This is a genomic window from Jiangella rhizosphaerae, assembly GCF_003579925.1.
Taxonomy (GTDB): Bacteria; Actinomycetota; Actinomycetes; order Jiangellales; family Jiangellaceae; genus Jiangella; species Jiangella rhizosphaerae.
Map to the genome: position 1 here is coordinate 1 of NZ_QUAL01000111.1, position 23,049 is coordinate 23,049.

At 71.7% G+C, this 23,049-nt stretch carries 18 protein-coding genes; 10 read left to right on the plus strand and 8 right to left on the minus strand.

Annotated elements, in window-relative coordinates:
* Positions 1-134 precede the first annotated feature (134 nt).
* Both DY240_RS11795 and DY240_RS11800 read left to right on the plus strand, forming a co-directional pair.
* Positions 135-929, plus strand: a complete 795-nt coding sequence (locus DY240_RS11795) for a glycerophosphodiester phosphodiesterase family protein (RefSeq protein WP_199701351.1) — start codon at positions 135-137, stop codon at positions 927-929.
* A 48-nt stretch (positions 930-977) separates the two neighbouring features.
* Positions 978-2,072, plus strand: a complete 1,095-nt coding sequence (locus tag DY240_RS11800) for a branched-chain amino acid aminotransferase (protein ID WP_119660090.1) — start codon at positions 978-980, stop codon at positions 2,070-2,072.
* Positions 2,073-2,633: 561 nt separating this feature from the next.
* Here the strand turns inward: DY240_RS11800 and DY240_RS11805 are convergent.
* The gene (locus DY240_RS11805; protein ID WP_158602823.1) at positions 2,634-3,119 is read right to left on the minus strand and encodes a GNAT family N-acetyltransferase; all 486 of its coding nucleotides are present in this window, start codon (positions 3,117-3,119) and stop codon (positions 2,634-2,636) included.
* Positions 3,120-3,305: 186 nt separating this feature from the next.
* On the opposite strand from DY240_RS11805, the gene cimA reads away from it, so the two are divergent.
* Positions 3,306-4,895, plus strand: a complete 1,590-nt coding sequence (cimA, locus tag DY240_RS11810) for a citramalate synthase (protein ID WP_119660092.1) — start codon at positions 3,306-3,308, stop codon at positions 4,893-4,895.
* A gap of 15 nt (positions 4,896-4,910) precedes the next feature.
* Here the strand turns inward: cimA and DY240_RS31880 are convergent, their stop codons facing one another.
* From DY240_RS31880 to DY240_RS11825, 4 genes are all read right to left on the minus strand, one after another.
* A complete protein-coding gene (locus DY240_RS31880; protein ID WP_157524349.1) occupies positions 4,911-5,066 on the minus strand; it encodes a hypothetical protein in 156 nt (51 codons plus the stop codon).
* 103 nt (positions 5,067-5,169) lie between these two features.
* The gene (locus DY240_RS11815) at positions 5,170-5,991 is read right to left on the minus strand and encodes an alpha/beta fold hydrolase (RefSeq protein ID WP_119660093.1); all 822 of its coding nucleotides are present in this window, start codon (positions 5,989-5,991) and stop codon (positions 5,170-5,172) included.
* Positions 5,992-6,026: 35 nt separating this feature from the next.
* Positions 6,027-6,548, minus strand: a complete 522-nt coding sequence (locus DY240_RS11820; RefSeq protein ID WP_119660094.1) for an SRPBCC domain-containing protein — start codon at positions 6,546-6,548, stop codon at positions 6,027-6,029.
* Positions 6,545-6,865: an ArsR/SmtB family transcription factor gene (locus DY240_RS11825; RefSeq protein ID WP_119660095.1), complete on the minus strand. Its 321-nt coding sequence runs from the start codon at positions 6,863-6,865 to the stop codon at positions 6,545-6,547. The genes DY240_RS11820 and DY240_RS11825 overlap by 4 nt, the downstream gene beginning before the upstream one ends.
* A gap of 140 nt (positions 6,866-7,005) precedes the next feature.
* Between DY240_RS11825 and DY240_RS11830 the strand changes: the two genes are divergently transcribed.
* Positions 7,006-8,454 carry an LGFP repeat-containing protein gene (locus DY240_RS11830; RefSeq protein ID WP_158602824.1) on the plus strand — a complete coding sequence of 483 codons (1,449 nt, stop codon included), beginning with the start codon at positions 7,006-7,008 and terminating at the stop codon, positions 8,452-8,454.
* A 97-nt stretch (positions 8,455-8,551) separates the two neighbouring features.
* A complete protein-coding gene (locus tag DY240_RS11835) occupies positions 8,552-9,067 on the plus strand; it encodes a hypothetical protein (RefSeq protein ID WP_147375297.1) in 516 nt (171 codons plus the stop codon).
* A gap of 22 nt (positions 9,068-9,089) precedes the next feature.
* Here the strand turns inward: DY240_RS11835 and DY240_RS11840 are convergent, their stop codons facing one another.
* Together DY240_RS11840 and DY240_RS31885 are read right to left on the minus strand one after the other, a co-directional pair.
* A complete protein-coding gene (locus tag DY240_RS11840) occupies positions 9,090-11,597 on the minus strand; it encodes a DEAD/DEAH box helicase (protein WP_119660103.1) in 2,508 nt (835 codons plus the stop codon).
* The gene (locus DY240_RS31885; protein ID WP_158602825.1) at positions 11,572-12,270 is read right to left on the minus strand and encodes a Pr6Pr family membrane protein; all 699 of its coding nucleotides are present in this window, start codon (positions 12,268-12,270) and stop codon (positions 11,572-11,574) included. The genes DY240_RS11840 and DY240_RS31885 overlap by 26 nt, the downstream gene beginning before the upstream one ends.
* A gap of 51 nt (positions 12,271-12,321) precedes the next feature.
* Here DY240_RS31885 and DY240_RS11850 point away from each other — a divergent pair, with 51 nt between their 5' ends.
* A complete protein-coding gene (locus DY240_RS11850; protein ID WP_119660104.1) occupies positions 12,322-13,368 on the plus strand; it encodes a lipoate--protein ligase family protein in 1,047 nt (348 codons plus the stop codon).
* A 166-nt stretch (positions 13,369-13,534) separates the two neighbouring features.
* Here the strand turns inward: DY240_RS11850 and DY240_RS11855 are convergent, their stop codons facing one another.
* The gene (locus DY240_RS11855; RefSeq protein ID WP_119660098.1) at positions 13,535-14,395 is read right to left on the minus strand and encodes a 3-methyladenine DNA glycosylase; all 861 of its coding nucleotides are present in this window, start codon (positions 14,393-14,395) and stop codon (positions 13,535-13,537) included.
* A 208-nt stretch (positions 14,396-14,603) separates the two neighbouring features.
* Between DY240_RS11855 and DY240_RS11860 the strand changes: the two genes are divergently transcribed.
* The 4 genes from DY240_RS11860 to DY240_RS11875 all read left to right on the plus strand — a co-directional run bounded on the left by DY240_RS11860 (position 14,604) and on the right by DY240_RS11875 (position 23,036).
* Positions 14,604-17,474, plus strand: coding sequence for a helix-turn-helix transcriptional regulator (locus DY240_RS11860; protein ID WP_158602826.1), 2,871 nt, complete (start codon positions 14,604-14,606; stop codon positions 17,472-17,474).
* A gap of 269 nt (positions 17,475-17,743) precedes the next feature.
* The gene (locus DY240_RS11865; RefSeq protein ID WP_119660100.1) at positions 17,744-21,520 is read left to right on the plus strand and encodes a S8 family peptidase; all 3,777 of its coding nucleotides are present in this window, start codon (positions 17,744-17,746) and stop codon (positions 21,518-21,520) included.
* A complete protein-coding gene (locus DY240_RS11870) occupies positions 21,517-22,128 on the plus strand; it encodes a hypothetical protein (protein ID WP_119660101.1) in 612 nt (203 codons plus the stop codon). Before DY240_RS11865 ends, DY240_RS11870 begins: the two co-directional genes overlap by 4 nt.
* A 125-nt stretch (positions 22,129-22,253) precedes the next feature.
* Positions 22,254-23,036, plus strand: coding sequence for a fumarylacetoacetate hydrolase family protein (locus DY240_RS11875; RefSeq protein ID WP_119660105.1), 783 nt, complete (start codon positions 22,254-22,256; stop codon positions 23,034-23,036).
* The last annotated feature ends 13 nt before the right edge of the window (positions 23,037-23,049 follow it).

Below are 23,049 nucleotides of genomic sequence, written 5' to 3' on the forward strand. Positions count from 1 at the left end.
GCGGGACCTCCCGCGGGCCCCCACCGACCGCGCGGCCACCCGTGGTCGCCGCACCGGTGAACCTTCCGTGAATCCTGCCGCGAACAGGCACTTCGCCATCGATCTTCGCGTTGAGGCCTGTCACCGTAGGCCTCGTGAGCCTGACTCGTTACGGAGTGGAGCCGCACGTGCTGGCCATCGCCCACCGGGGTGGGGCGGGGCTGGCTGCCGAGAACACCCTCGCCGCGTTCGAGCGCTCGTACGCGCTCGGGCTGCGGTACCTCGAGACCGACGTCCGCATCACCGCCGACGGCGTCTGCCTGGCCTTCCACGACGCGCGGCTGGGCCGGGTCACCGACGGCCGCGGCCTGGTCCGGCGGCGCACGTGGGACGAGGTCCGGCGGCTGACGGTGCTCGGCGCGGAGCCCGTGGCCCGGCTCGACGACGTGCTGGCCGCGTTCCCGGACGCGAGGTTCGTCATCGACGTCAAGGACGAGGCGGCGCTGGAGCCGCTGTCGCGCGTACTGCGCGCCACGAACGCCGTCGAGCGGGTCTGCCTCGCCGGGGCGTGGGACGGCTGGCTGGCGGCGCTGCGGGCCGACCTCGGGCCGGGGCTGTCGTGCGCGCTGGGCTGGCGGTCGCTGGTGTCGTGGCTGGCCTGCTCGCACGGGCGGGTGGCGCCGCCCCGCCGGGTCGCCAACGGGGGCTTCGTGCACGTCCCGTTGCGCTGGGGTAGACTCCCGATATTCATCGACCGTCTGGTCGAAGGCGCCCATGACCTGGGGTTGCGCCTCATCGTATGGACGGTCGACGACCCAGCCACGATGCACCGGCTGATCAGCGCGGGTGTCGACGGCATCATCACCGACCGGCCCGACGTGCTGCGGGAGGTGATGATCGCCGAGGGTCGTTGGCCACGCACCGTTTACGCCGAACGCGATGATCGGTAGCGTTGGTTGGACGTCCAACTATTTGAAACCCGACGTAGGAGCACCGCCATGACAGCGACCGCACCGGCACTGGAGTTCTCGACGACGCTGACGTCGAACCCGGTAGCTCCCGAGCGCCGGTCGGAGATCCTGGCGAACCCCGGGTTCGGCACCCACTTCACCGACCACATGGTCACCGCCACGTGGACCCCTGACGGCTGGCGCGACGCCGGGCTGCGTCCGTACGCGCCGCTCGCCCTCGACCCCGCCACGGCGGTCTTCCACTACGCCCAGGCCATCTTCGAGGGGCTCAAGGCCTACCGGCACGCCGACGGCTCCATCTGGACGTTCCGCCCGTCGGCCAACGGCGAGCGGATGATGCGCAGCGCGCACCGCATGGCGCTGCCGGCACTGCCCGTCGAGTCCTTCGTCGAGGCCGTCGACCTCCTCGTCCGCACCGACGCCGACTGGGTGCCGGCCGGCGGCGAGACCAGCCTCTACCTGCGCCCGTTCATGTTCGCCTCCGAGGTCTTCCTCGGGGTGCGCCCGGCCAAGCAGGTCACGTTCTGCGTCATCGCGTCGCCGGCGGGTGCGTACTTCTCCTCCGGCGTGAAGCCGGTCGACATCTGGCTGTCGTCGGAGTACACCCGGGCCGCTCCCGGCGGCACCGGCGCGGCGAAGTGCGCGGGCAACTACGCCGCCAGCCTCATCGCCCAGCAGGAGGCCATCGAGCACGGCTGCGACCAGGTCTGCTTCCTCGACGCGGTCGAGGGCAAGTGGGTCGAGGAGCTCGGCGGCATGAACCTCTACTTCGTGCACGCCGACGGCTCGATCGTCACGCCGGAGCTCACCGGCACCATCCTCGAGGGCATCACCCGCGACTCCATCCTCGCCCTGGCCGCCGACCGCGGCTACAAGGTCGACGAGCGCCGCTTCTCCATCGACGAGTGGCGCGAGGGCGTGGCGTCGGGCGACATCACCGAGGTGTTCGCCTGCGGCACGGCCGCGGTGGTCACCCCGCTCGGCCGGCTCGCGTGGGAGGGTGGCGAGCTGTCCATGGGCTCCGAGCCCGGCCCGGTGACGAAGGAGATCCGCTCCGCCCTCCTCGACGTCCAGTACGGCCGCGCCGACGACCCCCACGGCTGGATGCACCGCGTCCTCTGACCACCCGGGTTGCCCGAGGGATGCCGCGTTGGCCCCGTCCCCCTGCTGCCCGATTGTCTTGGCCGCGCACGCGCGCCTCAAGCGGACTATGGAGGCGCTTCGCGCCGGCGATGACCGCTTGACCCGCGCGCCCGCGGCGAAGAACGGGCAGCTATCAGGGGGACGGGGAAGAGCTGCGACGGCACCGGGGCGTCTGGCCGGCTTCTGTGTGGCGTTGGTGTCGTTCGGCGTCCACATCGCGAGATTTCACCGTGATTCGCGGGCCATCACGAGGATTACCCCAGCGTCAACACCCCTACAGCCATGTCGATGCTCACGTAATCCTCGTGATGTAGACGATCGCCGATGATCATCGCCGTCTACAACCCGGCAAACGGGGCGAAACGGGCACGGCAACGCCGAGGCGTGCCCACTCTGCCCCCGTCCCCCTGATAGCTGCCCGTTCTTGGCCGCGCAGCCGCGGGTCAAGCGGTCATCGTCGGCGCGAAGCGCCCAAATTGGTCCGCTTGAGGCGCGGTTGCGCGGCTAGGAGAATGGGCAGCAGGGGGACGGTGACCCACATCACCGCAGCGGCCGCTCGAGCTCCAGCTCGTGCCGGATGGGGATGCCGTCCGATTCGAGCGGAATCGACGGCTTCAGCGTCTCCCGCGTCCGGGTGACGGCGTCGTGGTGGATGGCGACGAGGTCGAAGCCGCGGCGCTGGTAGAAGCGCAGCGCGTGCACGTTGTCGTTCGTCGTGATCAGCCACACCCGCCGCGCACCTGCGGCGGCAGCGGCCGCGCCGACGGCGTCGAGCAGGGCCGTCCCCGCGCCGAGGCCGGGCCGCACGGACTCCAGCGTCGTGATCTCCCAGGCGCCGTCGCCGTCGACGCGGTAGGTCAGCAGGCCGGCCGGCTCGCCGTCGGCGACGGCGAGGAATCCGGGCTGGTCGGCGGCGTCGTAGAGCTCGCCGTGCACCGCCATGACGGTGGTGCCCCAGGCCGCCGAGAGCAGGTCGACGACGAGGTCGCGGTCGGCGCCGGTGACCGGCCGGACGACCAGGTTCATGGATCCCGCCTCCATCGGCCGCGCGAACTGTGCCATACTGCTGTGCGATGACGTACTCGCTGATTATTTCGTAGGCGCGCCGGCACCCAGCATCAATGCCAGGCGCGCAGACCTCTCGCATCCGCGAGGGGTCTTTTTGTTTGTCCGCCCGACCCGTATGTCCGCCGACCCCGTGAGGACAGAGCAGTGACCGATCCCGAGCAGTTCCACGTCTACGACACCACGCTCCGCGACGGCGCCCAGCAGGAGGGCCTCTCGCTCTCCGTGCAGGACAAGCTCGCCATCGCCGGCCACCTGGACGAGCTCGGGGTCGGGTTCATCGAGGGCGGCTGGCCGGGTGCGGTCCCGAAGGACACCGAGTTCTTCCGCCGCGCCCGCACGGAGCTGAACCTCAAGAACGCGCAGCTCGCCGCGTTCGGCGCCACCCGGAAGGCGGGCACGACGGCGGCGGAGGACCCGCAGGTGCGGGCGCTGCTCGACGCCGAGACGCCGGTCGTCACGCTGGTCGCGAAGAGCCACGTCGGGCACGTCGAGCGGGCGCTGCGCACCACGCTGGACGAGAACCTCGCGATGATCGCCGACACCGTCGGCTTCCTCGTCGCCAACGGCCGGCGCGTCTTCGTCGACGCCGAGCACTTCTTCGACGGCTACCGGACGAACCCCGAGTACGCGCTGCGTGTGGTGCGGACGGCCACCGAGGCCGGCGCCGACGTCGTCGTCCTCTGCGACACCAACGGCGGCATGCTGCCCGACGACGTCGGCGCCACCGTCCGCGACGTGCTGGCCCAGACCGGCGCGCGCCTCGGCATGCACGCCCACAACGACACCGGCTGCGCCGTCGCGAACTCCGTCGCCGCCGTCGACGCCGGCGCCACCCACGTGCAGGGCACCGTCAACGGGACGGGGGAGCGCACCGGCAACGCCGACATCATCACGATCGTCGCGAACCTCGAGCTCAAGCGCGGCATGACGGTGCTGCCGGACGGCGCGCTGCAGGAGGTCACCCGCATCGCGCACGCCGTCTCCGAGCTGACGAACATCGTGCCCTACTCGCGCCAGCCCTACGTCGGGGCCAGCGCGTTCGCGCACAAGGCCGGCCTGCACGCCAGCGCGATCAAGGTCGACCCCGACCTCTACCAGCACACCGACCCGGCGCAGGTCGGCAACGACATGCGGCTGCTGGTCTCCGACATGGCCGGCCGGGCCAGCGTCGAGCTGAAGAGCCGCGAGCTGGGCTACGACGTGTCCGGCGACCGCGAGCTGGTCACCCGGGTCACCCAGCGGGTGAAGGACCTGGAGGCCGCCGGCTACACGTTCGAGGCCGCCGACGCCTCGTTCGAGCTGCTGCTGCGAGAGGAGGCCGAGGGCCGGCCGAGCTACTTCGACGTGGAGTCGTGGCGGGTCATCACCGAGTCGCGCCCCGGCGGCGACGCCGTCAGCGAGGCGACGGTGAAGCTGCGGGCGGGGGGCGAGCGCGTCGTCGTGACCGGTGAGGGGAACGGTCCGGTCAACGCGCTCGACCACGCCCTGCGCACCGCGATCGGCGCGCTCTATCCGGAGATCGACAAGCTGGAGCTGATCGACTTCCGGGTGCGGATCCTGGACGCGGCCCACGGCACCGACGCGGTGACGCGCGTGCTCGTGGAGATGACGGACGGGAAGACGTCCTGGGAGACCGTGGGCGTCGGGGCCAACATCATCGAGGCCTCGTGGGAGGCGCTCGTCGACGCCGTCACCTACGGACTGCTGCGCCAGGGGGGAGCCGCGATCAGCTGAGCGGAACGCCTCGCTTCAGCTGACGAGCTTGAACGCGCTGCTCATGACGGCCGAGGCGTCGGCCCAGGTGGGCAGTGCGTCGATCTCGATGATGGTACGGCGGAGAGGTTCGGTGTCGTACAGTTCGACCCGCCAGCCGTTGCTGCCGTGGTCGAGGATCCCCCGGATCACGCTGTGTCCCTTCTTGTGACTTTGTCGTTGGGGTGTCGGCCAACGTGAATTCTGTCACTTTCGGCCCGGCGTGTCGCACCGAATTCCGGCGCGTCGGCCAAGATCAGCCGTTCGGCCCCGTGACCGGTCGATCGAACGCCGCGGCGATGGAGGCCGCGATCGCGTCGGGCGCGGTCCAGAAGGCGGAGTGATCGACGCCGGGCAGGTTCTCGTAGCGCCCGCGAGGCAGCTGGTCGACCAGCGCCTGCGCGCCGGCGTGGAAGAACGGCTCCGAGTCCGCCCCCACGGCGACGACCGCGGGCTGCTCGACCCGCCACCGGTCGGTGGGCAGCGGCTTCCCGTCCTGGGTGCCGGCGAGGATCCGCCCGTCGTGGGGCAGGGCGTGCGCGTAGGCCGCCGAGGCCTCCCACGACGGGTCGGCCTTCATCCCCTCGACGTACTCGGCCGGGACGCCGACCACCTGCGTCATGAACAGCTCGACGGCATCGCCGCGCCGGCTCTCGGCGACCAGGGTCTCCACCTGCTCGACCCAGTCGGAGGGCACGGGCGGGCGGGAGTCGTCGATGATGAACGGCGGCTCGAAGAGGTAGATGCCGGTCACGGCGTCGCCGAGGGCGGTCGCGGCCTCGAGGACCAGCCCGCAGCCGCCGGAGCCGGCCGCCAGTGCGGCCGAGCCGCCGACGGCCTGGATCACCGCGGCGAGGTCCTCGACCTCGCGCTCGGGGGCCCACGGCTCGCCGGCACCGCTCTCGCCGACGCCGCGGCGGTCGTAGCCGACGACGGTGAAGTCTCGCGCGAGCGCCGCGGCGGTCGCGTCGAGACCGTGGTGATCGTCCAGGCTCGTGCTGACGAGGACGAGCGCGGGTCCCGCGCCCTGGGTCACGTAGGCGATCGTGGTGCCGTCGGCGGAGGTGACGTGGTCCATGGTGTGCTCCTGTTCGCGTCGGTGCGGTCGCGGGTTCAGCCGGCCAGCGGGGAGCCGGTCTCGAGCAGGCTCTTGAGGTCGCTGAGCACCCAGGCGTGCCCGCCGCCGGCGCCCGAGGCCTCGTCGTCGCCGTGCACCATGGCGGCCAGCAACGGCGCACCGTCGAGCTCGTGCGTCACCGTCAGCGAGCACGACTTCCCGTCGGGCGCCGGGTTGATCTCGTGGGTGATGCGGGTGAAGCCCTCCTCGGCCATGGCCGGGTCCATCAGCATCCGGAAGGTCGTGACGAGCCTGCGCGGGGGCTCGGCCTCGATCACCTCGCCGTCGATGATGACGTCGGGGCACGGGAAGCCCTGCGCCTCGGCCGCGGCCTTGAACTCCGGTGTCGGGGCGACGGAGTAGGCGCCACCGGGCCGCAGGTCGTAGCTGGCCAGGCCGGTGTAGCCGTAGCGGGCCGTCCACTCGGGCTGCGTGATGGCGTCCCAGATCTTCTCCGGGGTCGCCTTGATGTAGATGCGGTACACCTGCGTGGTGGCGGGCTGCGTCGCGGTGGTCATGATTCGTCCTCCAGTTCGGCCTTGAGCTCGAGAAGCGTGGTCGTGTGAAGCTCGGTGTACTTGTCGATCCAGCGGTCGTGGATCTCGCGGATCGGGACCGGGTTGAGAAAGTGCAGCTTCTCCCGTCCCGACCTGCGGGTGACGACGAGGTTCGCCTCTTCCAGCACGCGCAGGTGCTTCATGACGCCGAAGCGGCTCATCTCCAGCTCGGACTCCAGCTCGGTCAGCGTGCGGCCGTCGCGGGCGAAGAGCAGGTCGAGCAGGAACCGCCGCGTTGGATCGGCGAGTGCCTTGAAGACCCGGTCGTCGTCGGTCATGGCAGCGACGATAGGTGACCAAATGGTCACATGTCAACCTCTTCACACCGGCTACGGGTGGTGCCATGCTGCGAGCAGGGGAAACGTCAGGCGGCCCGGTGCCGCGCGGCCCGGGCCAGGCTTCACAGGGGGCGATGGCCATGCCGGACGACGAGGACGGGACGGGTACCCAGCTCATCGAGCGGCCGTTCGAGAATCCGCACGCGAACGATCCGGTCCTGGGACCGAGGTACGCCGACGGCTACAAGGAGGGTGCGTTCGGCGACCACACGCTGGACAACAACCCCGCGGGCGAGCCGGGGCCGGCCGAGGACGCGTTCATCGAGGGCTTCGAGGACGGCATCGTCCGGTTCGGGGCCTTCAAGAAGGGCTTCAAGCGCGGCATCACCGTCGGCCTGGACGGTGCCACCAGCGACACGCTGGGGCCGCCGGCCATGGGCGCCGAGCACGCCGCCGATCTCAGCGCCGCCTGGCTGGAGGGCCGTGAGGAGGGCCTGAAGGTCGCGAGGGTCGTGCGCGACGGCATCGCGGAGAAGGCGCTGGAGTCGGCGGACTTCGACCAGACGTCGGGCCCGATCCACTCCATGTGGGTCGGTGTCGGCCGCATGTACTGGCGGGAGTACCAGGGCGGCCGGGCGATCTTCTTCATCCACCCGTCCGGCGAGGCGTTCACGGTCGACGCGCCGATCTACGCCGAGTACGAGGAGATCGGCGGGTTGCGCAGCCAGCTGGGCCGGCCGATCTCCGACACCACGCGGGTGCCCGACGGCCGCGGGAAGGTCACGGAGTTCGAAAAGGGCACCATGTACTCGACCGCGACCACCGGCGCGCACGAGGTGCACGGGCTGATCGGCGCGAAGTGGAAGGAGCTGGGCGGGCCGACCGGCGACCTCGGCTATCCGACCAGCAACGAGCAGTTCGAGCGGGCCGACCGCGGCAAGGTCAACACCTTCGAGCACGGCGACATCTACTTCTGGCCCAACCTCGGCGTCCAGGTGGTCCGCAGCATCCAGGTGCGCTATCGCGGGCAGAACTGCTTCGCGGAGTCGGACGAGGCCTCCGCCCAGGACGAGACCTACGTCGTCGCCACCGCGGTCGGGCCGAGCCGCGACGCCACGCGGTCCGTCCGGAGCCGCATCTTCGACGTCGACGCCGGTGGCTCGTTCCCGGACACGATGGTGGTCTACCAAGGGCCGCCCGCGGGGATCGGTGCCCTGGCCGTCACGATGGCCGAGCACGACACCGGGAACCCGGACGAGTACCGCGGCCAGATCGAGGCGGGGGTCCGGGTGGCGATGAACGGCCTGGCCGCCGCCATCGCGGCGACGGGCGTCGGGCTCACCGTCAGCGGCATCGCGGTCGCGCTGGCCAATGCGGGCGTCGGGCCGATCGCCGACGCCATCAACGACGCCATCGACAGCGGTGACGACACCATCGGCACGGCCGTCTTCCCGCTGGCGCCGAAGGCGCTGATCGGCCTCGCCCGCTCGCCGCTGCAGCGCGAGCGCGACATCGAGTTCCACCTGGCGACTCCGCTGCTCACCGGGGAGGGGGCGTACAAGGCATACTTCGACGTGACTTTCGGCTGACCCCGTCACGCGCGGCAGAGGCGAGGGCGCTCGATCCTTTCGCGGGTCGGCTCCGTACAAGAAGCGGACCTGAATCGACCTGCGAAAGGGATGACAGATGAAGCGCATACCCGCAGCCGTGCTCGCGTCGGTCGCGACCGCCGCCCTGGTGGTGCTGCCCGCCTCGGGCGGGGACGGCACCTCCGGGGGCCGGACCGTGATCGAGGCCGACACCATGGCCCCGGTCGACGGTCCGTACGTGGGCGCGGCCAACCCGATCCGCGGGATCAACGGGGGCGGCCTGCCGTGGCAGATCGACGACGCGAAGGTCGAGCTGACCGGCACGGGCCGCATCGAGGTCGAGGTCGAGGGGCTCGTCCTGCTCGAGGCCGCCCCGGTGCCGCCGGAGCGGCAGGGTATCAATCCGGCGCCGAACTTCGTGGCCGTGGTCAGCTGCATGACCACCGTCGACGGCGTCGCGACCACGGTCAACCTGGCCACCGACCCGTTCCCCGCGAGCACCGCGGGCGACTCGCAGATCGAGGACCAGCTCGACCTGCCGGAGCCGTGCATCGCCCCGATCGTCTTCGTCGGACCCAACCCGGGCACCTGGTTCGCCGCGACCGGCGTCTGACGCCGCCGACGGCCGGCCGTCCCTAGAGGCGGCCGGCCTCCGTGATCGTCACGACGGGGTAGCCGGCGGCATCGGACTCGGCGAGGTCGACGACGGCGGTGAAGCCCCAGTCGTGGTCGCCGGCGGGGTCGTCGAGGATCTGCCGGACCTCCCAGCGGTCCGGATGCTCGGTGACGATGAGCATCTTCGCGCCGCGGGCGTCGGGGCCGATGCCGATGTCGGCGTGCTCGTCGAAGTACGGCTCCAGCGCGTCGGCCCAGTCGTCCGCGCTCCAGTCGTCCCCGGCGTCCAGCGACGCCAGCCCGGCCCAGTCGCGCCGGGCGGCCAGCTCGACCCGCCGGAACAGCGCGTTGCGGACGCTGACCAGGAACGCCCGCCGGTTCTCGGTGATCGGCCGGGGCGCGTTCTCGACCGGCGCCTCGCCGTGGGCCTCGACCGCCGCGGCGGGGTTGCGCAGCGCCTCCCACTCGTCCAGCAGCGAGGAGTCGACCTGGCGGACCAGCTCGCCCAGCCACTCGACGAGGTCGGCGACCTCCTCGGTGCGGGCCTCCTCGGGCACCGTCTGGCGCATCGCCCGGTAGGCGTCGGCGAGGTAGCGCAGCACCAGGCCCTCGGACCGCGCCAGCTGGTAGAACGCGACGTACTCGCCGAAGCTCATCGCGCGTTCGTACAGGTCGCGGGCGACGGACTTCGGCGAGAGCTCGTAGTCGCCGACCCACGGGTGGCTCTGCCGGTAGATGGTGAACGCGGCGTCGAGCAGCTCCTCCAGCGGCTTCGGGTGCGTGACGTCCTCGAGCAGCTCCATGCGCTCGTCGTACTCGATGCCCTCGGCCTTCATCGCCGCGATCGCCTCGCCGCGCGCCTTGTGCTGCTGCGCCGACAGCACCTGCCGTGGGTCGTCCAGCGTCGCCTCGACGACGGAGAGCAGGTCCAGCGCGTGCGTCGGCGACTCGGGGTCGAGCAGGTCGAACGCGGCCAGCGCGAACGGCGACAGCGGCTGGTTGAGCGCGAAGTCGGGCTGGAGGTCGACGGTGAGCCGCACCGTCCGCCCCTCGGCGTCGGGCGGATCGAGCCGCTCGACGACGCCGGCGGCGACCAGCGCCCGGTAGATCGCGACGGCGTCGTGCACGTGCTTGCGGGTGCGCGACGGCGGCTCGTGGTTGTCGGTGAGCAGTTTGCGCATGTGCGCGAACGCGTCGCCCGGCCGGCTGATGACGCCGAGCACCATGGCGTTGCTGATCTCGAAGCTGGACGTCAGCGGCTCGGGTTCGGCCGCGATGAGCCGCTCCATGCTCGCCTGGCCCCACGAGACGAACCCCTCGGGAGCCTTCTTGCGCACCACCCGCCGACGCTTCTTGGGGTCGTCGCCGGCCTTGGCCAGCATCCGCTCGTTCTCGATCTCGTGCTCCGGCGCCTGGACGATCACCTCGCCGAGGGTGTCGTACCCGGCCCGGCCGGCGCGGCCGGCGATCTGGTGGAACTCGCGCGCCGAGAGCTGCCGCATGCGGACCCCGTCGTACTTGGTGAGGCCGGAGAAGACGACGGTGCGGATGGGGACGTTGATGCCGACGCCGAGGGTGTCCGTCCCGCACACCACCTTGAGCAGGCCGGCCTGCGTCAGGCGTTCGACCAGGCGGCGGTACTTCGGCAGCATGCCGGCGTGGTGGACGCCGATGCCGGCCCGGACCAGCCGCGACAGCACCTTGCCGAACCCGGAGCTGAACCGGAACCCCCCGATCTCCGCCGCGATGCGGTCGCGCTGCTCGCGGCTGGCGACGTTGACGCTGACCAGCGCCTGCGCCCGCTCGACCGCGGCGGCCTGGGTGAAGTGGACGACGTAGACCGGGGCGCGGTGGGTGGAGAGCAGCTCGGCCAGCAGGTCGTGCATCGGCTCGCGCGAGTACTGGTAGGTCAGCGGCACCGGGCGCTGCGCCGACGTGACGACGGCGACGTCGCGCCCCGTCCGCCGCTGCAGGTCCTTCTCGAAGAACGCGACGTCGCCGAGGGTGGCCGACATCAGCAGGAACTGCGCGTTCGTCAGCTCCAGCAGCGGCACCTGCCAGGCCCAGCCGCGCTGGGGGTCGGAGTAGAAGTGGAACTCGTCCATGACGACCTGGCCGACGTCGGCGTCCGGGCCGCTGCGCAGCGCGATGTTGGCCAGGATCTCCGCCGTGCAGCAGATGATCGGCGCCGACGGGTTCACGCTGGAGTCGCCGGTCATCATGCCGACGTTGGCCGCGCCGAAGATCTCGATGAGCGCGAAGAACTTCTCCGACACCAGCGCCTTGAGCGGCGCGGTGTAGAACGTCCGCCGTCCGTCGGCCAGGGCGGCGAAGTGCGCGGCGACCGCCACCAGGCTCTTGCCCGACCCCGTCGGCGTGCTGAGGATGACGTGCGAGCCGGAGACCAGCTCGATCAGCGCCTCCTGCTGGGCGGGATAGAGGTCGAAGCCGCGCTCGGCGGCCCACTCGGTGAAGGCGTCGTGCAGGGAGTCCGGATCGTGCTCAGCGCGCTCGAGGAAGGTCGTCAGCGGGGTGGGATCCGGCACGGACACCGAGCCTACGGTCGCCGGCCGTGAACAGCCAGCCGACGCCGAGCAGCAGGACGGTGACGCCGGCGGCGTTGAGCAGCGTGCGGCCGTAGCCGAGCTCGATGACGTCGATGAACGGGTACGGGTACCAGTCGACGACCTCGCCTCGGATCAGCGTGTAGACCAGCCAGGCGACGGGCCACACGAGGCTCAGCGCGACGGTGCGGGCGTCGAACCGCGGCCACGGCCCGAACGCCAGCCAGCCGGCGACGGCCATCACCGGTGAGATGTAGTGGAAGCCGACGTTGGTGGCCATGGCGATGCCGTCGAGGTCCACGATCGGCGCCAGCAGCGTCGCGTACACGACGCCGGTGACGCTGATGCCGACCAGGCCGGTGAGGCGCAGCACCCGGAAGAACCGGCCGTCGCGCCACGGGTCGGCGGCCAGCAGCAGGCAGCCCGCGATGACCAGCAGGTTGGACTGCACGGTGAAGTAGCTGAAGAAGTTGGCCACCCGCAGCGCCGTCGACGGCGGCTCGTCGCCGTCGTGGACCAGCACGTTGTCGCCGTCGAGCACCAGGACGAACTGGATGACCAGCGCGGCCAGGGGGATCAGCGCGGTGACGAGGTGCCAGGCGCGGGCCGCCGTCGGGTTCGTCCGCCACGGTCGCATGGTCGGAGGTTAGCGGGGAACAGCGGCGTTGCGCGGCAGGTTGGAGTGAGCATGCATGGTGAGTTCAAGGTGCCGGGCGGCAAGCTGGTCGTCGTCGACCTCGACGTGCTCGACGGCGTCATCCGGCACGCCCGCGTCAGCGGCGACTTCTTCCTCGAGCCCGACGACGCGCTCGATCGCATCGACGCCGCGCTGGCCGGCGCTCCGGTCTCGCTGTCCGCCGCGGAGCTGGCCGCCCGCGTCTCCGGGGTGCTGGACGGCGTCGTCATGCTCGGCTTCTCGGCCGAGGCCGTCGCCGTCGCCGTCCGCCGGGCCCTCACCGGGGCGACGTCCTGGACCGACCACGACTGGCACTTCCTGCACGAGGGACCGCAGGAGCCGGCGCTGCAGATGGCGCTGGACCAGGTGCTGGCCGAGCAGGTGGGCGCGGGGGAGCGGCCGCCGACGCTGCGGGTGTGGGAATGGGCGTCCAACGCGGTGATCATCGGCAGCTTCCAGTCGCTGCGCAACGAGGTCGACATGGACGGCGCCCGTCGTCACGACGTGACCGTCGTGCGGCGCATCAGCGGCGGCGGCGCGATGTTCGTCGAGCCCGGCAACACCATCACCTACTCGCTGTACGTGCCGGAGTCGCTGGTCTCCGGCCTGTCCTTCGTCGACTCCTACGCCTTCCTCGACGAGTGGGTCGTGGCGGCGCTGCGCGACCTCGGTATCGAGGCGACCTACCAGCCGATCAACGACATCACCTCGCCGGCCGGCAAGATCGCCGGCGCCGCCCAGAAACGCCTCGCCGGCGGCGTCGTCCTGCACCACGTGACGATGGCCTACGACATCGACGCGGCGAAGATGCTGGAGGTGCTGCGCATCGGCCGCGAGAAGCTGTCCGACAAGGGCACGAAGAGCGCCAACAAGCGCGTCGACCCGCTGCGGTCGCAGACCGGCCTTCCGCGTGCGGAGGTCATCGAGCGGATGGTGTCGACGTTCCGGTCGCGCTACGGCCTGGTGGACGACTCGCTGGACGACAAGACGCTGCGGCTGGCCTCGGATCTGGTCGAGTCGAAGTTCGGCACCCAGGAGTGGCTCGCCCGCGTCCCGTGACGGCGTTCCGCGGCAGCATCTTCCGCTCACCGGGCTGCGAGCCGGCATCGTCACTCGCGGCAAGAGCACCTCACCCGTCCGACGACCGCATGGTGACCCAGCCGAGCTGATATGCGGTCCCGGCGCGGGCGAGGTGCGTCCGGCGAGAGTGACGACGGGCTCGTGGTCAGGCAGCCACGTCGGCGAGGCCGCCCGTCGCGGCGAGGAGGCGTTCGCGGAGCACGGCGCCGCGGGCGGCGAACGCGCGCTGCTGCTCGACGTACCGGCGCTTGCCCTCGGTGGTCTCGATGCGGACCGGCTCGTAGCCGAGTCCGGACAGGTCGTACGGCGAGGCGCGCATGTCGAGCTCGCGGATCTGCGCGGCCAGCTCGAACGCGTCGGCCACCAGCTCGCTCGGCACCAGGGGAGTGAGCTTGTAGGCCCACTTGTAGAGGTCCATTCCGGCGTGCAGGCAGCCCGGCTGCTCCAGCGACGGCTGCAGCTCGCGGCTCGGCGTCAGCGCGTTCAACGGCCGCGCCGCGTCGGTGAAGAAGCGGAACGCGTCGAAGTGCGAGCACCGGATCTGGTGCGCCTCGACCACCGCGTCGGTGCCGTCGTGGCCCAGCCGCAGCGGGTACGCCTCGTGCCTGACGTCGCCAGGCACCGTCCGGTACACCATCGCCCACTCGTGCAGGCCGAAGCAGCCGGTGTGTGCGGGCCGCGACGCGGTCGCCGTCAGCAGGGCGCGCACCCACTCGACGGTCGCCGCCCGCTTCCGGGCCACGGCGGCGCCGACGGCGACACCGTCCGGCCCCGCCTCGTACCCGGACCACGACGCGTGCGGCGGCGACCCGGCCAGGACGACGCCCGCGCCCGGGTGCCAGCGCCGCAGCTGGGCCGGCTTGAAGCTGTAGTAGGTGAAGAGGAAGTCGTGGACGGGGTGCGCGCGGCCGGCCCGCCGCCGCTCGAGGTGCGGCCGGACCAGCGCGTCCACCCGCGCTTCGTGTGCCGCCATCCGCTCGCGCCACACGTCCTCGGCCAGCTGCATGCGTTCCAGCGTAGACGCCGGCTGGACCCGGTGGACCCGTGACGGTAGCGTGCTGGTCCACGCATGCGCACCTGTCACCGGACGACCCGAGGCCCGCTGTCAGCTGGCGATCGAGCGTGCGCGTTTCCGGGGCGTGTGAGCCATGCCTGAACGGCCCGCGCCCCGCCAGCCGGCCGTGACGCCCCAGCGGGGAATCGCCGGTCCGCTCGTGGGCCGCGACCGTGACCTCGCCGCTGTCGTCGCGGCCGCCGCCGCGCCGCCGTCCGTGCTGATCATCGAGGGCGAGGCGGGGATCGGCAAGACCAGGCTGGTCCAGGAGCTGCGGGCGCATCCGAGCATGGCCGGCCGGCGGCTGGTGGTCGGGGCGTGTCCGGCCATCAAGGAGCCGTTCCCGCTCGGGCCGGTGGTGGACGCATTGCGGGGACTGCGTGAGCACCTGGAACCGGCGTCCCCGTCACCCGTGGCCGGGGCTCTGCGTCCGCTGCTGCCGGAGTTGGCCGACGTGCTGCCGCCGCAACCGGAGCCGCTCGCCAGTGCCCTCGCCGAGCGCCACCGCGTGTTCCGCGCCCTGGTCGCGCTCCTGGCGGTGCTCGACCCGCTGACGGTGGTCCTGGAAGATCTGCACTGGGCCGACGAGATGACCATCGACCTGTTGCGTTTCGTGCTGGGTGATCTGCCGCCGGGCCTGTCGCTGGTGTTGACGATGCGCGCGGAGGAGGCCGGCGCGGATATCCGCGCACTGACGTCACGGCTGCCGGCGAACAGGCGGGCGCACGTCGTGCTGGAACCGCTGGACGAGACGCAGACCGGCGATCTCGCCGCGAGCCTGCTGGCGAGCGAGCGAGTCACCGACGATTTCGCGGCCGAGCTCCGCGAGCGCACCGGTGGCTTGCCCTTCGCCATCGAGGAGGTCACCGCGCTCCTGCGCGATCGCGGTGCCGGCTCCGCACAGGGGCGGACCTGGACCCGTCAGGAGCTGGACGACCTGGCCGTGCCGGTGGCGGTGCGCGACCACGTGCTGGCGCGGGCGCGCCTGCTGCCACCGGCGGCTCGACGGCTCGTCGACATCGCTGCCGTGTGGCAGACGCCGGTGCCGGAAACCCTGATCGCCGAGGTGGCAGCTGAGGCGCCCGAGGTGGTCACGGCCGGTCTGAGCGACGCCATCACCTCCGGTCTGCTGGTGGACGACGCCGGAACCATCGGATTCCGGCACACCCTCGCCGTCCAGGCGGTGTACGACGCGATACCCGGGCCGCACCGCCGCGAGCTGCACAACCGCGCCGCCAGCGCGTTGCAGAGCTCGGGAGCCCAGGCCACGGGACGGCTCGCCTTCCACCTGCACTGGGCCGGTCGACTGGCCGAGTGGGCGGTCGTGGCCGAGCAGGCGGCTGACCGGGCGAGCCGGGTGGGCCAATACGACGAGGCGGCCCGCCTCCTGGAGGAGGTGCTCCGGCATGCGCCGGTCGACCCTGCCAGCCGGATCCGACTGGCGGTGAAGCTCGGCCGGGCAACCCGCGCGACGCTACGCGGGTCTCGAGTGGACGACCTCGTGGCAGCGGCGTTGGAGCTTGATCCACCCCGTGCCGTGCGTGGCGAGCTGCAGTTCCTGCTCGGCGCATTGCTCGACGACAACGATCTGGACCGGCAACGATCCCAGGCACTGATCACCGAGGCGGCGGCGAACAGCGTCGGCAACCCGGAGATCAGGGCGCGGGCGCTGCTCGCACTGGAGCTGCGCAGCTCGCCGGAGACCGGCTATGCCGAACGTCACCGTGCGATGGCCGAGGTGGTGACGCTGATTCCCCGCATCGCCGACCTCGACACGCAGGTGAGCCTCCTGGGTGGGGTGGCGATGCACCAGGTGGCGTGGGGCGATCCGGACTGGCGGCGCACCATCGCGCGGATCGGCGAGTACTCCGCTGCTTCACCCGGCCACCCCGGACAGGCCAAGGCGTACCAGTCGGCCGGGCAGGCGGCCTGTTGCGCCGGTCATCATCGGGTGGCCGAGGAGCTGATCCGGATGGCGGCTCCCGACCATCTGAACCGGGATGAACGCCGAACCGCGTTCGCCCGGGCCACCGCGGCACTGATCGACTACTGCGCGGGGCGCTGGGACCGGCTCGAGCAGACGGTGCCCACGCTCCTCGATCAGTTGAGCAGCCAGCCGTGGGCTGCGTACAAGCTCTACTTCGTCGCCGGCGAGCTGGCCTTCGCCCAGGGTGACCTCGACGCAGCCGAGCAGTGGTACGCCACCCTGAGCGACAAGATCGCGGGCAGTGACGGAGGGGATCTGCTGCCCATGCTGGTCGCGTCGCAGATCCGCCTCGCGTTGGCTCGAGGAGACATCGCCACCGCACTCGCCGGCGCCGAACGACACATCGCCAGGCTCGACGCGGAGATGCTGTGGCCGGCCACGTATCGCTGCCTGCCCTGGCTGGCCGCGGCGCTGGCCGGCGGCGGAGACGCCGCCCGGGCGGCCACCCTGGGGCCGCGGTACGCCGAGCGGCTTCGGGGGCGCGATGCTCCGCTGGAGCCGGCGGCGCTGGCCTTCGCGGACGGGTACGCGCGGGCCGGCGCGGGTGATGCGGCAGGCGCTGCGGCTGCGTTCGTGGCCGCGGCGGGACACTACGACGCGCTCGGGTGCCCGTTCGAGGCGGCGCAGGCACGGGAGGCCGCCGCCGGGTCCTTGGCCGGCGGGTCACCGGCCGGCTCGGGACGGGGCGACGCGGCCGAGGAGCCCCTGCGCACCGCGATGGCGGCCTACGAGCGTCTCGGTGCCAGTCGTGACCTGGCGCGCGCTGGGCGACTGGCCCGGCAGCTCGGGATCTCGATGCCTTCGCGGCACAGGCGTGGGCCCAAGGGTTACGGAACCGGCCTCACGCCACGTGAGCGTGAGGTGGCCGAGCTGGCGGCGACCGGCCGCACGAACCGGGAGATCGCCGAGCAGCTCTTCCTCTCCGCCGAGACGGTCAAGAAGCACCTTCAGTCGGCAATGCGCAAGCTCGAGGTGCCGTCGCGGGCGGCTCTCGGCCGCCGCCTCCCGTCGCTGGGGACGGAGCAGGCAGCCGTCCGCGACTGAGTGCGGCCGTTGCCTGGACGCACACCCGGATTACCCCGTTCGGGTAATGGCTGCCGCCGGGCCCGCATCCATACCGTGACGTGATGCGACATCGGCCGATTCGGCGCAGCTTTCGCGCCAGGTTGCCGTACACCGGGCATCGGTGCCTGATAGGGCGACCCGAGGCAACGGCAGCTGCGTCGTGGTGACCGCGTCACCTTCAGTCCCCCAGCAGGAAGGCTGTCATGGGAACCTTGCCCCCACCGCGGGCGATCTCGCCCGGTACATCAGTGGTCAGACACCGCCGCAAGAGGCTGGCGGCCGCGACCGCCGGCGTGGCGCTGCTGGCCCTCGTCATGTCGGCCGCGGCGACGAGTGCGCACCCGGTGACCGATCGGCTCGACGACGCGCGGAGCGTGCTCGACGGGTTGCCCGACGATGCGCAGGAGCTGCTGGCCGACGTGGCCGGCGGCGACGCGGGCGTGCCGTTGACGCTCATCACCGGCGACCAGGTGGTCGTCGGCCTGGATGACGACGGCGCCCCGGTCGTGCAGGACATCGTCGTCGCATCGAGAACTGACGGCTCGCAACCGGTCCTCTACACGATCATGCGCGAGGACCGGGTGTACGTGGTGCCCAGCGACGCCATGCCGCTGATCGACTCGGACGTGCTGGACTGGGAGCTGTTCAACGTCGCCGAACTGGCCGAGCATGTGGCCGCGGGCACGGTCGGCGCGGTGCCGGTGATCGTCACCTACCCCGGTTCGGTGGCCGCGCGACGGGCACCGCAGGAGATGCCCGGGGCGACGGTCGAGCGGACCTTCACCAGCATCGCCGGCAGTGCGCTGACCATCGACGGCGACGGTGACTGGTGGCGGCAGGTGCTGGACACGCAGGCCCGTGCCCACTCGACGGCACGCTCGGCGGACCTGGCGGCGGCGGCGAGCCGTTCCGGGCCGCTGGCGGGCGTGGAGAAGGTGTGGCTCGATGAGCTCGCCGAGATCCACTTGGCGGAGTCCGTGCCTAAGGTCGGTGCACCCGCCGCGTGGGATCAGGGCTTCGACGGGACCGGTGTGACCGTGGCGGTCCTGGACACCGGCATCGACGCGGACCATCCCGATGTGGCGGACAAGGTCGTCGACATGGTCGACTTCACCGACAACCTGGCCGGTCCGGTGGACGGACACGGCCATGGCACCCACGTGGCCGCGACCATCCTGGGCACCGGCGCCGCGGCCGACGGCCTGCGGCCCGGGGTGGCGCCCGGCGCCGACCTGCTGGTCGGCAAGGTCTGCAGCGACGCGGGCCAGTGCGCGATGAGCGACGTCATCGAGGGGATGGAATGGGCGGCCGCCTCCGGCGCTCGCGTGGTCAACCTGAGCCTGGGCGGCGACGCCACCGACGGCACCGACCCGCAGAGCATGGCGCTCAACGAGATCAGCGCCCGCCACGACACGCTGTTCGTGGTGTCGGCAGGCAACGACGGCCCCGGCTCGTACCGCGTGAGTTCCCCGGCCACGGCGGACGCGGCCCTGGCCGTGGCGGCCGTGGACAAGCACGACCAGATGGCCAACTTCTCCAGCCGTGGCCCGCGTGTGGGCGACGGCGCTCTCAAGCCGGAGATCGCGGCGCCGGGGGTGGGCATCGTGGCCGCCCGGGCGGCCGGCACCGCGATGGGCACCCCGCTCGACGACCTCTACACCTCCGCCGACGGGACCTCGATGGCGGCTCCGCACGTCGCCGGGGGCGCGGCGATCCTCGCCCAACAACATCCGGAGATGTCGAGCGAGCATCTCAAGGCGCTGCTGATGGGGACCGCCGTGGACCTCGGCCACGACATCTACGCCCAAGGAGCCGGGCGGATGGATCTGGGCCGGGCCGTGAACGCCACCGTCTTCGCCAGTGGCCCGGTCGGTTTCGGGGCGCTGCCGTACCCGCATCAGCAGCCGGCGACGGGGCAGGCCCGGTTCGTCAACATCACCGACGAACCGGTCACGCTGTCGCTCGACGCCGAGTTCGCCGACGGCGCCGGGAACCCGGCACCGGACGGCTTGTTCACCATGGGCGCGAACGAGGTCACCGTGCCGGCTCACGGCGACGTGACCGTCGACATCACGGTGGACGGCAGCGTGCTCACCCGGGGCGGCCTGTACGGCCGATACACCGGCCAGGTCAGCGCCAACGACGAGACCGGGACGCAGCGTGGCAGCGTCCTCGTATCGGCGTTCCTCGAGGAGGAGCGGTTCCCGGTCGACGTGCGCATCGTGGGAGCCGACCCGTCCGCCGTCTACGGCGATGTGCTGATCGTTCCGATGGACGACCAGACCCACCTGCACAACGGTCCCGTGGTCGCGGGCCGCGGGTCGGAGATGACCGCGGAGCTGTTCGACGGCACCTACGCGATCAGTGCCGCGGTCAGCTGGACCGCCGACGGGGTCCAGCAGACGGCGATGCTCATGGCGCCGGAGGTCGTCGTCGCCGGCGACACGTCGGTCACCCTGGACGTCTCGCAGGCTCAGCGGTTCGGCGTCGACTTCCCGGAGCCGCTGGACGTCTACGACGCGAGCGTGGACGTGACGCGAACCTCCGTCGGCGGCGACTGGGGCCTCACCGCCAGCCTGACCACGAGCTACAGCGGCACCGGACCGGAACGGATCGAGCCGAACTGGTGGTTGCTGCCGACCGACCCGGTGGACCTGGGCACCCTGAGCGTGGCCACCGGCGTGGTCTGGATCCCGGAGTTGACCACGCTGCGTGTGCTCGGCGGCGGGCGGGCGTTCGACCTCGATGCGCGGTACGCCACCGCCGACGTGTCCGACGACGGCAGCCTCCAGGTGTGGCCCGACGGCGACACCCTCGACGCCCGGGCGGTCGTGCAGCCGATCCCGCGGCTGGTGTCCCAGCGGCCGCTGCCGCTGGTCCACGCCGGCACCGGGACCGCTGACGAGCTGGCCGCCGCCGAGGTGGCGGGGAAGCTCGTGCTGCTGACCCCGGCGGACATCTGCGGCTCGTTCACCTGCCCCTACGAGGAGCTGCATGCTCGGGTGGAGGCCGCCGCCGAGCTCGGCGCGGTGGGTGCCTTGATCGCCGGTCCGGACGGGCACGTGTACCTCCCCGACCCGCCGGCCGAGGCGATCCGGTGCCTGGCGGGGCCGGACAGCTGCCCACCGGTGCCGCCGTACTCGTCGATCCCGGTGCTGAGTGTGCCGGCCGGCGACGCGGCCACGCTGGCCGAGCGGCTCGCCGCCCGGGACGCTGTCCGGATCGACGTCGGCGGCGACGGGACGGTCTCGGAGGCGTACGCGGTGCCGTTCGTGCACGATCGGGTGCCGACGATGCCGTACCGGCTGGACTCTGCGACGTTGCATCGCACCACGCACCGGATCCATGCCGGTCAGCCCGGCGAGACCAAGACCATCGAGTGGACGCGAGCCGCCGAGACGCCTGGCCAGGGGGTGGTGCGGATGCGGGCGCCGCGAGTGGCGACCCCAGCGGAGTTCACGCTGCACGTGCCTGCGGCGCCGGCCGGCACGGTCGACCAGTTCCACGTGGCCGTCCAGGAGTTCGCGGCACCGAACGCGCCCGTCGTCACCGATCCCGAGCTGAACTCGCACATCGTCATCCACTCGGGGGAGCGGCGGCTGGTGAACCTCACGGGGGCCGAGAGCACCTACACCTGGAACTCCGGCCCGCACGTGCCCGGAGCCAGCCCGACCAGCATCGGCGCCGTGGACGGCACCGTCACGCCGGGAGTCTGTTCCGGGTGCCGGGAGGGTGACACGTTCTGGCCGACGATCCACCTGACGACCAGCGCCGGTGACCCGACGACGACGGTGACGGGCCTGGACAACGACACCGGCGCGGGGGTCTGGTTGCTCGACGCCAACGGGTGCGTCGACTGCGAGATCACCTTGTCCGGCCCCACCGGAGAGGCACTGACGCCGACCGTCACCCCGCTGATCGTCGGTACGGGCAGCATCTTGAACCTCGAGGCGCCGGGCGACGGGGCGCCGCGCGTGTTCCTCGACGGCCGGTGGCACTCGATCGACACGGAGGTGGCTCGATGAGCAGGCATTCGCTCTCGCGGTGGCGTCGCACGTCTGTCTTCGCGACTCTGGCCGGCGTCGGCCTCTTCGCGTCCGCCTGCGCCGGCGGCGCCGTCACCGGTGACCTCGTCGGCTACCAGAACCTCCCCGCAGAGGACGCCAGGTACACGCTGGAACTGGACAACGGGGACGCGACGACGGTCTGGGAGTACAGCTCCGGTCACGTCGACGAGTCCAACGCCGTCCAGCCCTGCACTGGTGCCGCGGTGCCGCAGGCGGAGGCGCCGGCCGGCGAATGCCGGCCGGAGCCGTTGATCTTCCTGAAGTACGACCTCGGCCTCGATCTGGACGAGACCGTCCCGGCCGGCAGCCACGCGATCACCGTCACCGGGTACTACGAGCAGCAGCTCACCACTCCGCCGGAGGTCACCGACCTGGCGGTGGAGGTCAGCCATGACGGTGGCACGACGTGGGAGCCGGCCAGCACGCGGGCGGCCGGTGACGGCGTGTTCGACGTGACCCTGATGCATCCGCGCGACGCCGACGCGGTGGCGCTGCGGGTGAGCGCCACCGACAGCGACGGCAACACCGTCGTGCAGACGTTGCCGGCGGCCTTCACGGTGCGCTGACACCTGCGAGGAGGCGGTGCCCCCGCCCCACCCTTGCGAGGGTGGGGCGGGGCACCATCGGCTGACTCGGCGACGCACACATGCGCAGTGTGGCGCCGCAGCCGGGACGGGATACGCTCGCGGTCGTGCGTATCGCGAGGTTCACGACGGGGGACGACCCACGCTTCGGCGCGGTGGGACAGGACGAGAGCGGAGCGACCGTCATCGCGGTCCTCGAGGGCGACCCGCTGTACCGGGCGCCGCAGCTGACCGGCGAGAAGCTGGCGCTCGAGGACGTGCGGCTGCTGGCGCCGGTCATCCCGCGCAGCAAGGTCATCGGCGTCGGGCGCAACTACGCCGACCACGCCGCCGAGCTGGACAACCCGCTGCCGGAGGAGCCGCTGCTGTTCCTCAAGCCGAACACGTCCGTCATCGGCCCCGACGAGCCCATCGTGCTGCCGGAGCAGTCGCAGAACGTCCACCACGAGGCCGAGCTGGCCGTCGTCATCGGGCGCATCGCGAAGGCCGTCCCGCGCGACCGCGTCTCCGACGTGATCTTCGGCTACACCTGCGCCAACGACGTCACCGCGCGCGACCTGCAGAAGAAGGACAACCAGTGGGCCCGGGCCAAGGGCTTCGACACCTTCTGCCCGCTGGGCCCCTGGATCGAGACCGACCTCGACCCCGCCGACCTCGCCGTGCGCTGCCGGGTCGGCGGCGAGGAGCGGCAGAGCGGCCGCACGTCGCAGCTGATCTTCGACATCGCGACGCTGGTGGAATACATCAGCGCGGCGTTCACGCTGCTGCCGGGCGACGTCATCCTCACCGGCACGCCGGCCGGCGTCGGCCCGATCTCCGCGGGCGACCACGTCGCCATCACCATCGAGGGGATCGGCGTGCTCGCCAACCCCGTCGTCGCCGCGGAGTGAGGGTACCCTGCGG

Bases quoted from the DNA above. Each gene is read 5' to 3' on its own strand.
- DY240_RS11805 (WP_158602823.1), bottom strand. From the start codon at position 3,119: ATGAACCTGGTCGTCCGGCCGGTCACCGGCGCCGACCGCGACCTCGTC.
- DY240_RS11855 (WP_119660098.1), bottom strand. From the start codon at position 14,395: ATGCAGCTGGCCGAGGACGTGTGGCGCGAGCGGATGGCGGCACACGAA.
- DY240_RS11825 (WP_119660095.1), bottom strand. From the start codon at position 6,865: ATGACCGACGACGACCGGGTCTTCAAGGCACTCGCCGATCCAACGCGG.
- DY240_RS11830 (WP_158602824.1), top strand. From the start codon at position 7,006: ATGCCGGACGACGAGGACGGGACGGGTACCCAGCTCATCGAGCGGCCG.
- DY240_RS11870 (WP_119660101.1), top strand. From the start codon at position 21,517: ATGAGCAGGCATTCGCTCTCGCGGTGGCGTCGCACGTCTGTCTTCGCG.
- DY240_RS11815 (WP_119660093.1), bottom strand. From the start codon at position 5,991: ATGGACCACGTCACCTCCGCCGACGGCACCACGATCGCCTACGTGACC.
- DY240_RS11800 (WP_119660090.1), top strand. From the start codon at position 978: ATGACAGCGACCGCACCGGCACTGGAGTTCTCGACGACGCTGACGTCG.
- DY240_RS11835 (WP_147375297.1), top strand. From the start codon at position 8,552: ATGAAGCGCATACCCGCAGCCGTGCTCGCGTCGGTCGCGACCGCCGCC.
- DY240_RS11820 (WP_119660094.1), bottom strand. From the start codon at position 6,548: ATGACCACCGCGACGCAGCCCGCCACCACGCAGGTGTACCGCATCTAC.
- DY240_RS31885 (WP_158602825.1), bottom strand. From the start codon at position 12,270: ATGCGACCGTGGCGGACGAACCCGACGGCGGCCCGCGCCTGGCACCTC.
- DY240_RS11850 (WP_119660104.1), top strand. From the start codon at position 12,322: ATGCATGGTGAGTTCAAGGTGCCGGGCGGCAAGCTGGTCGTCGTCGAC.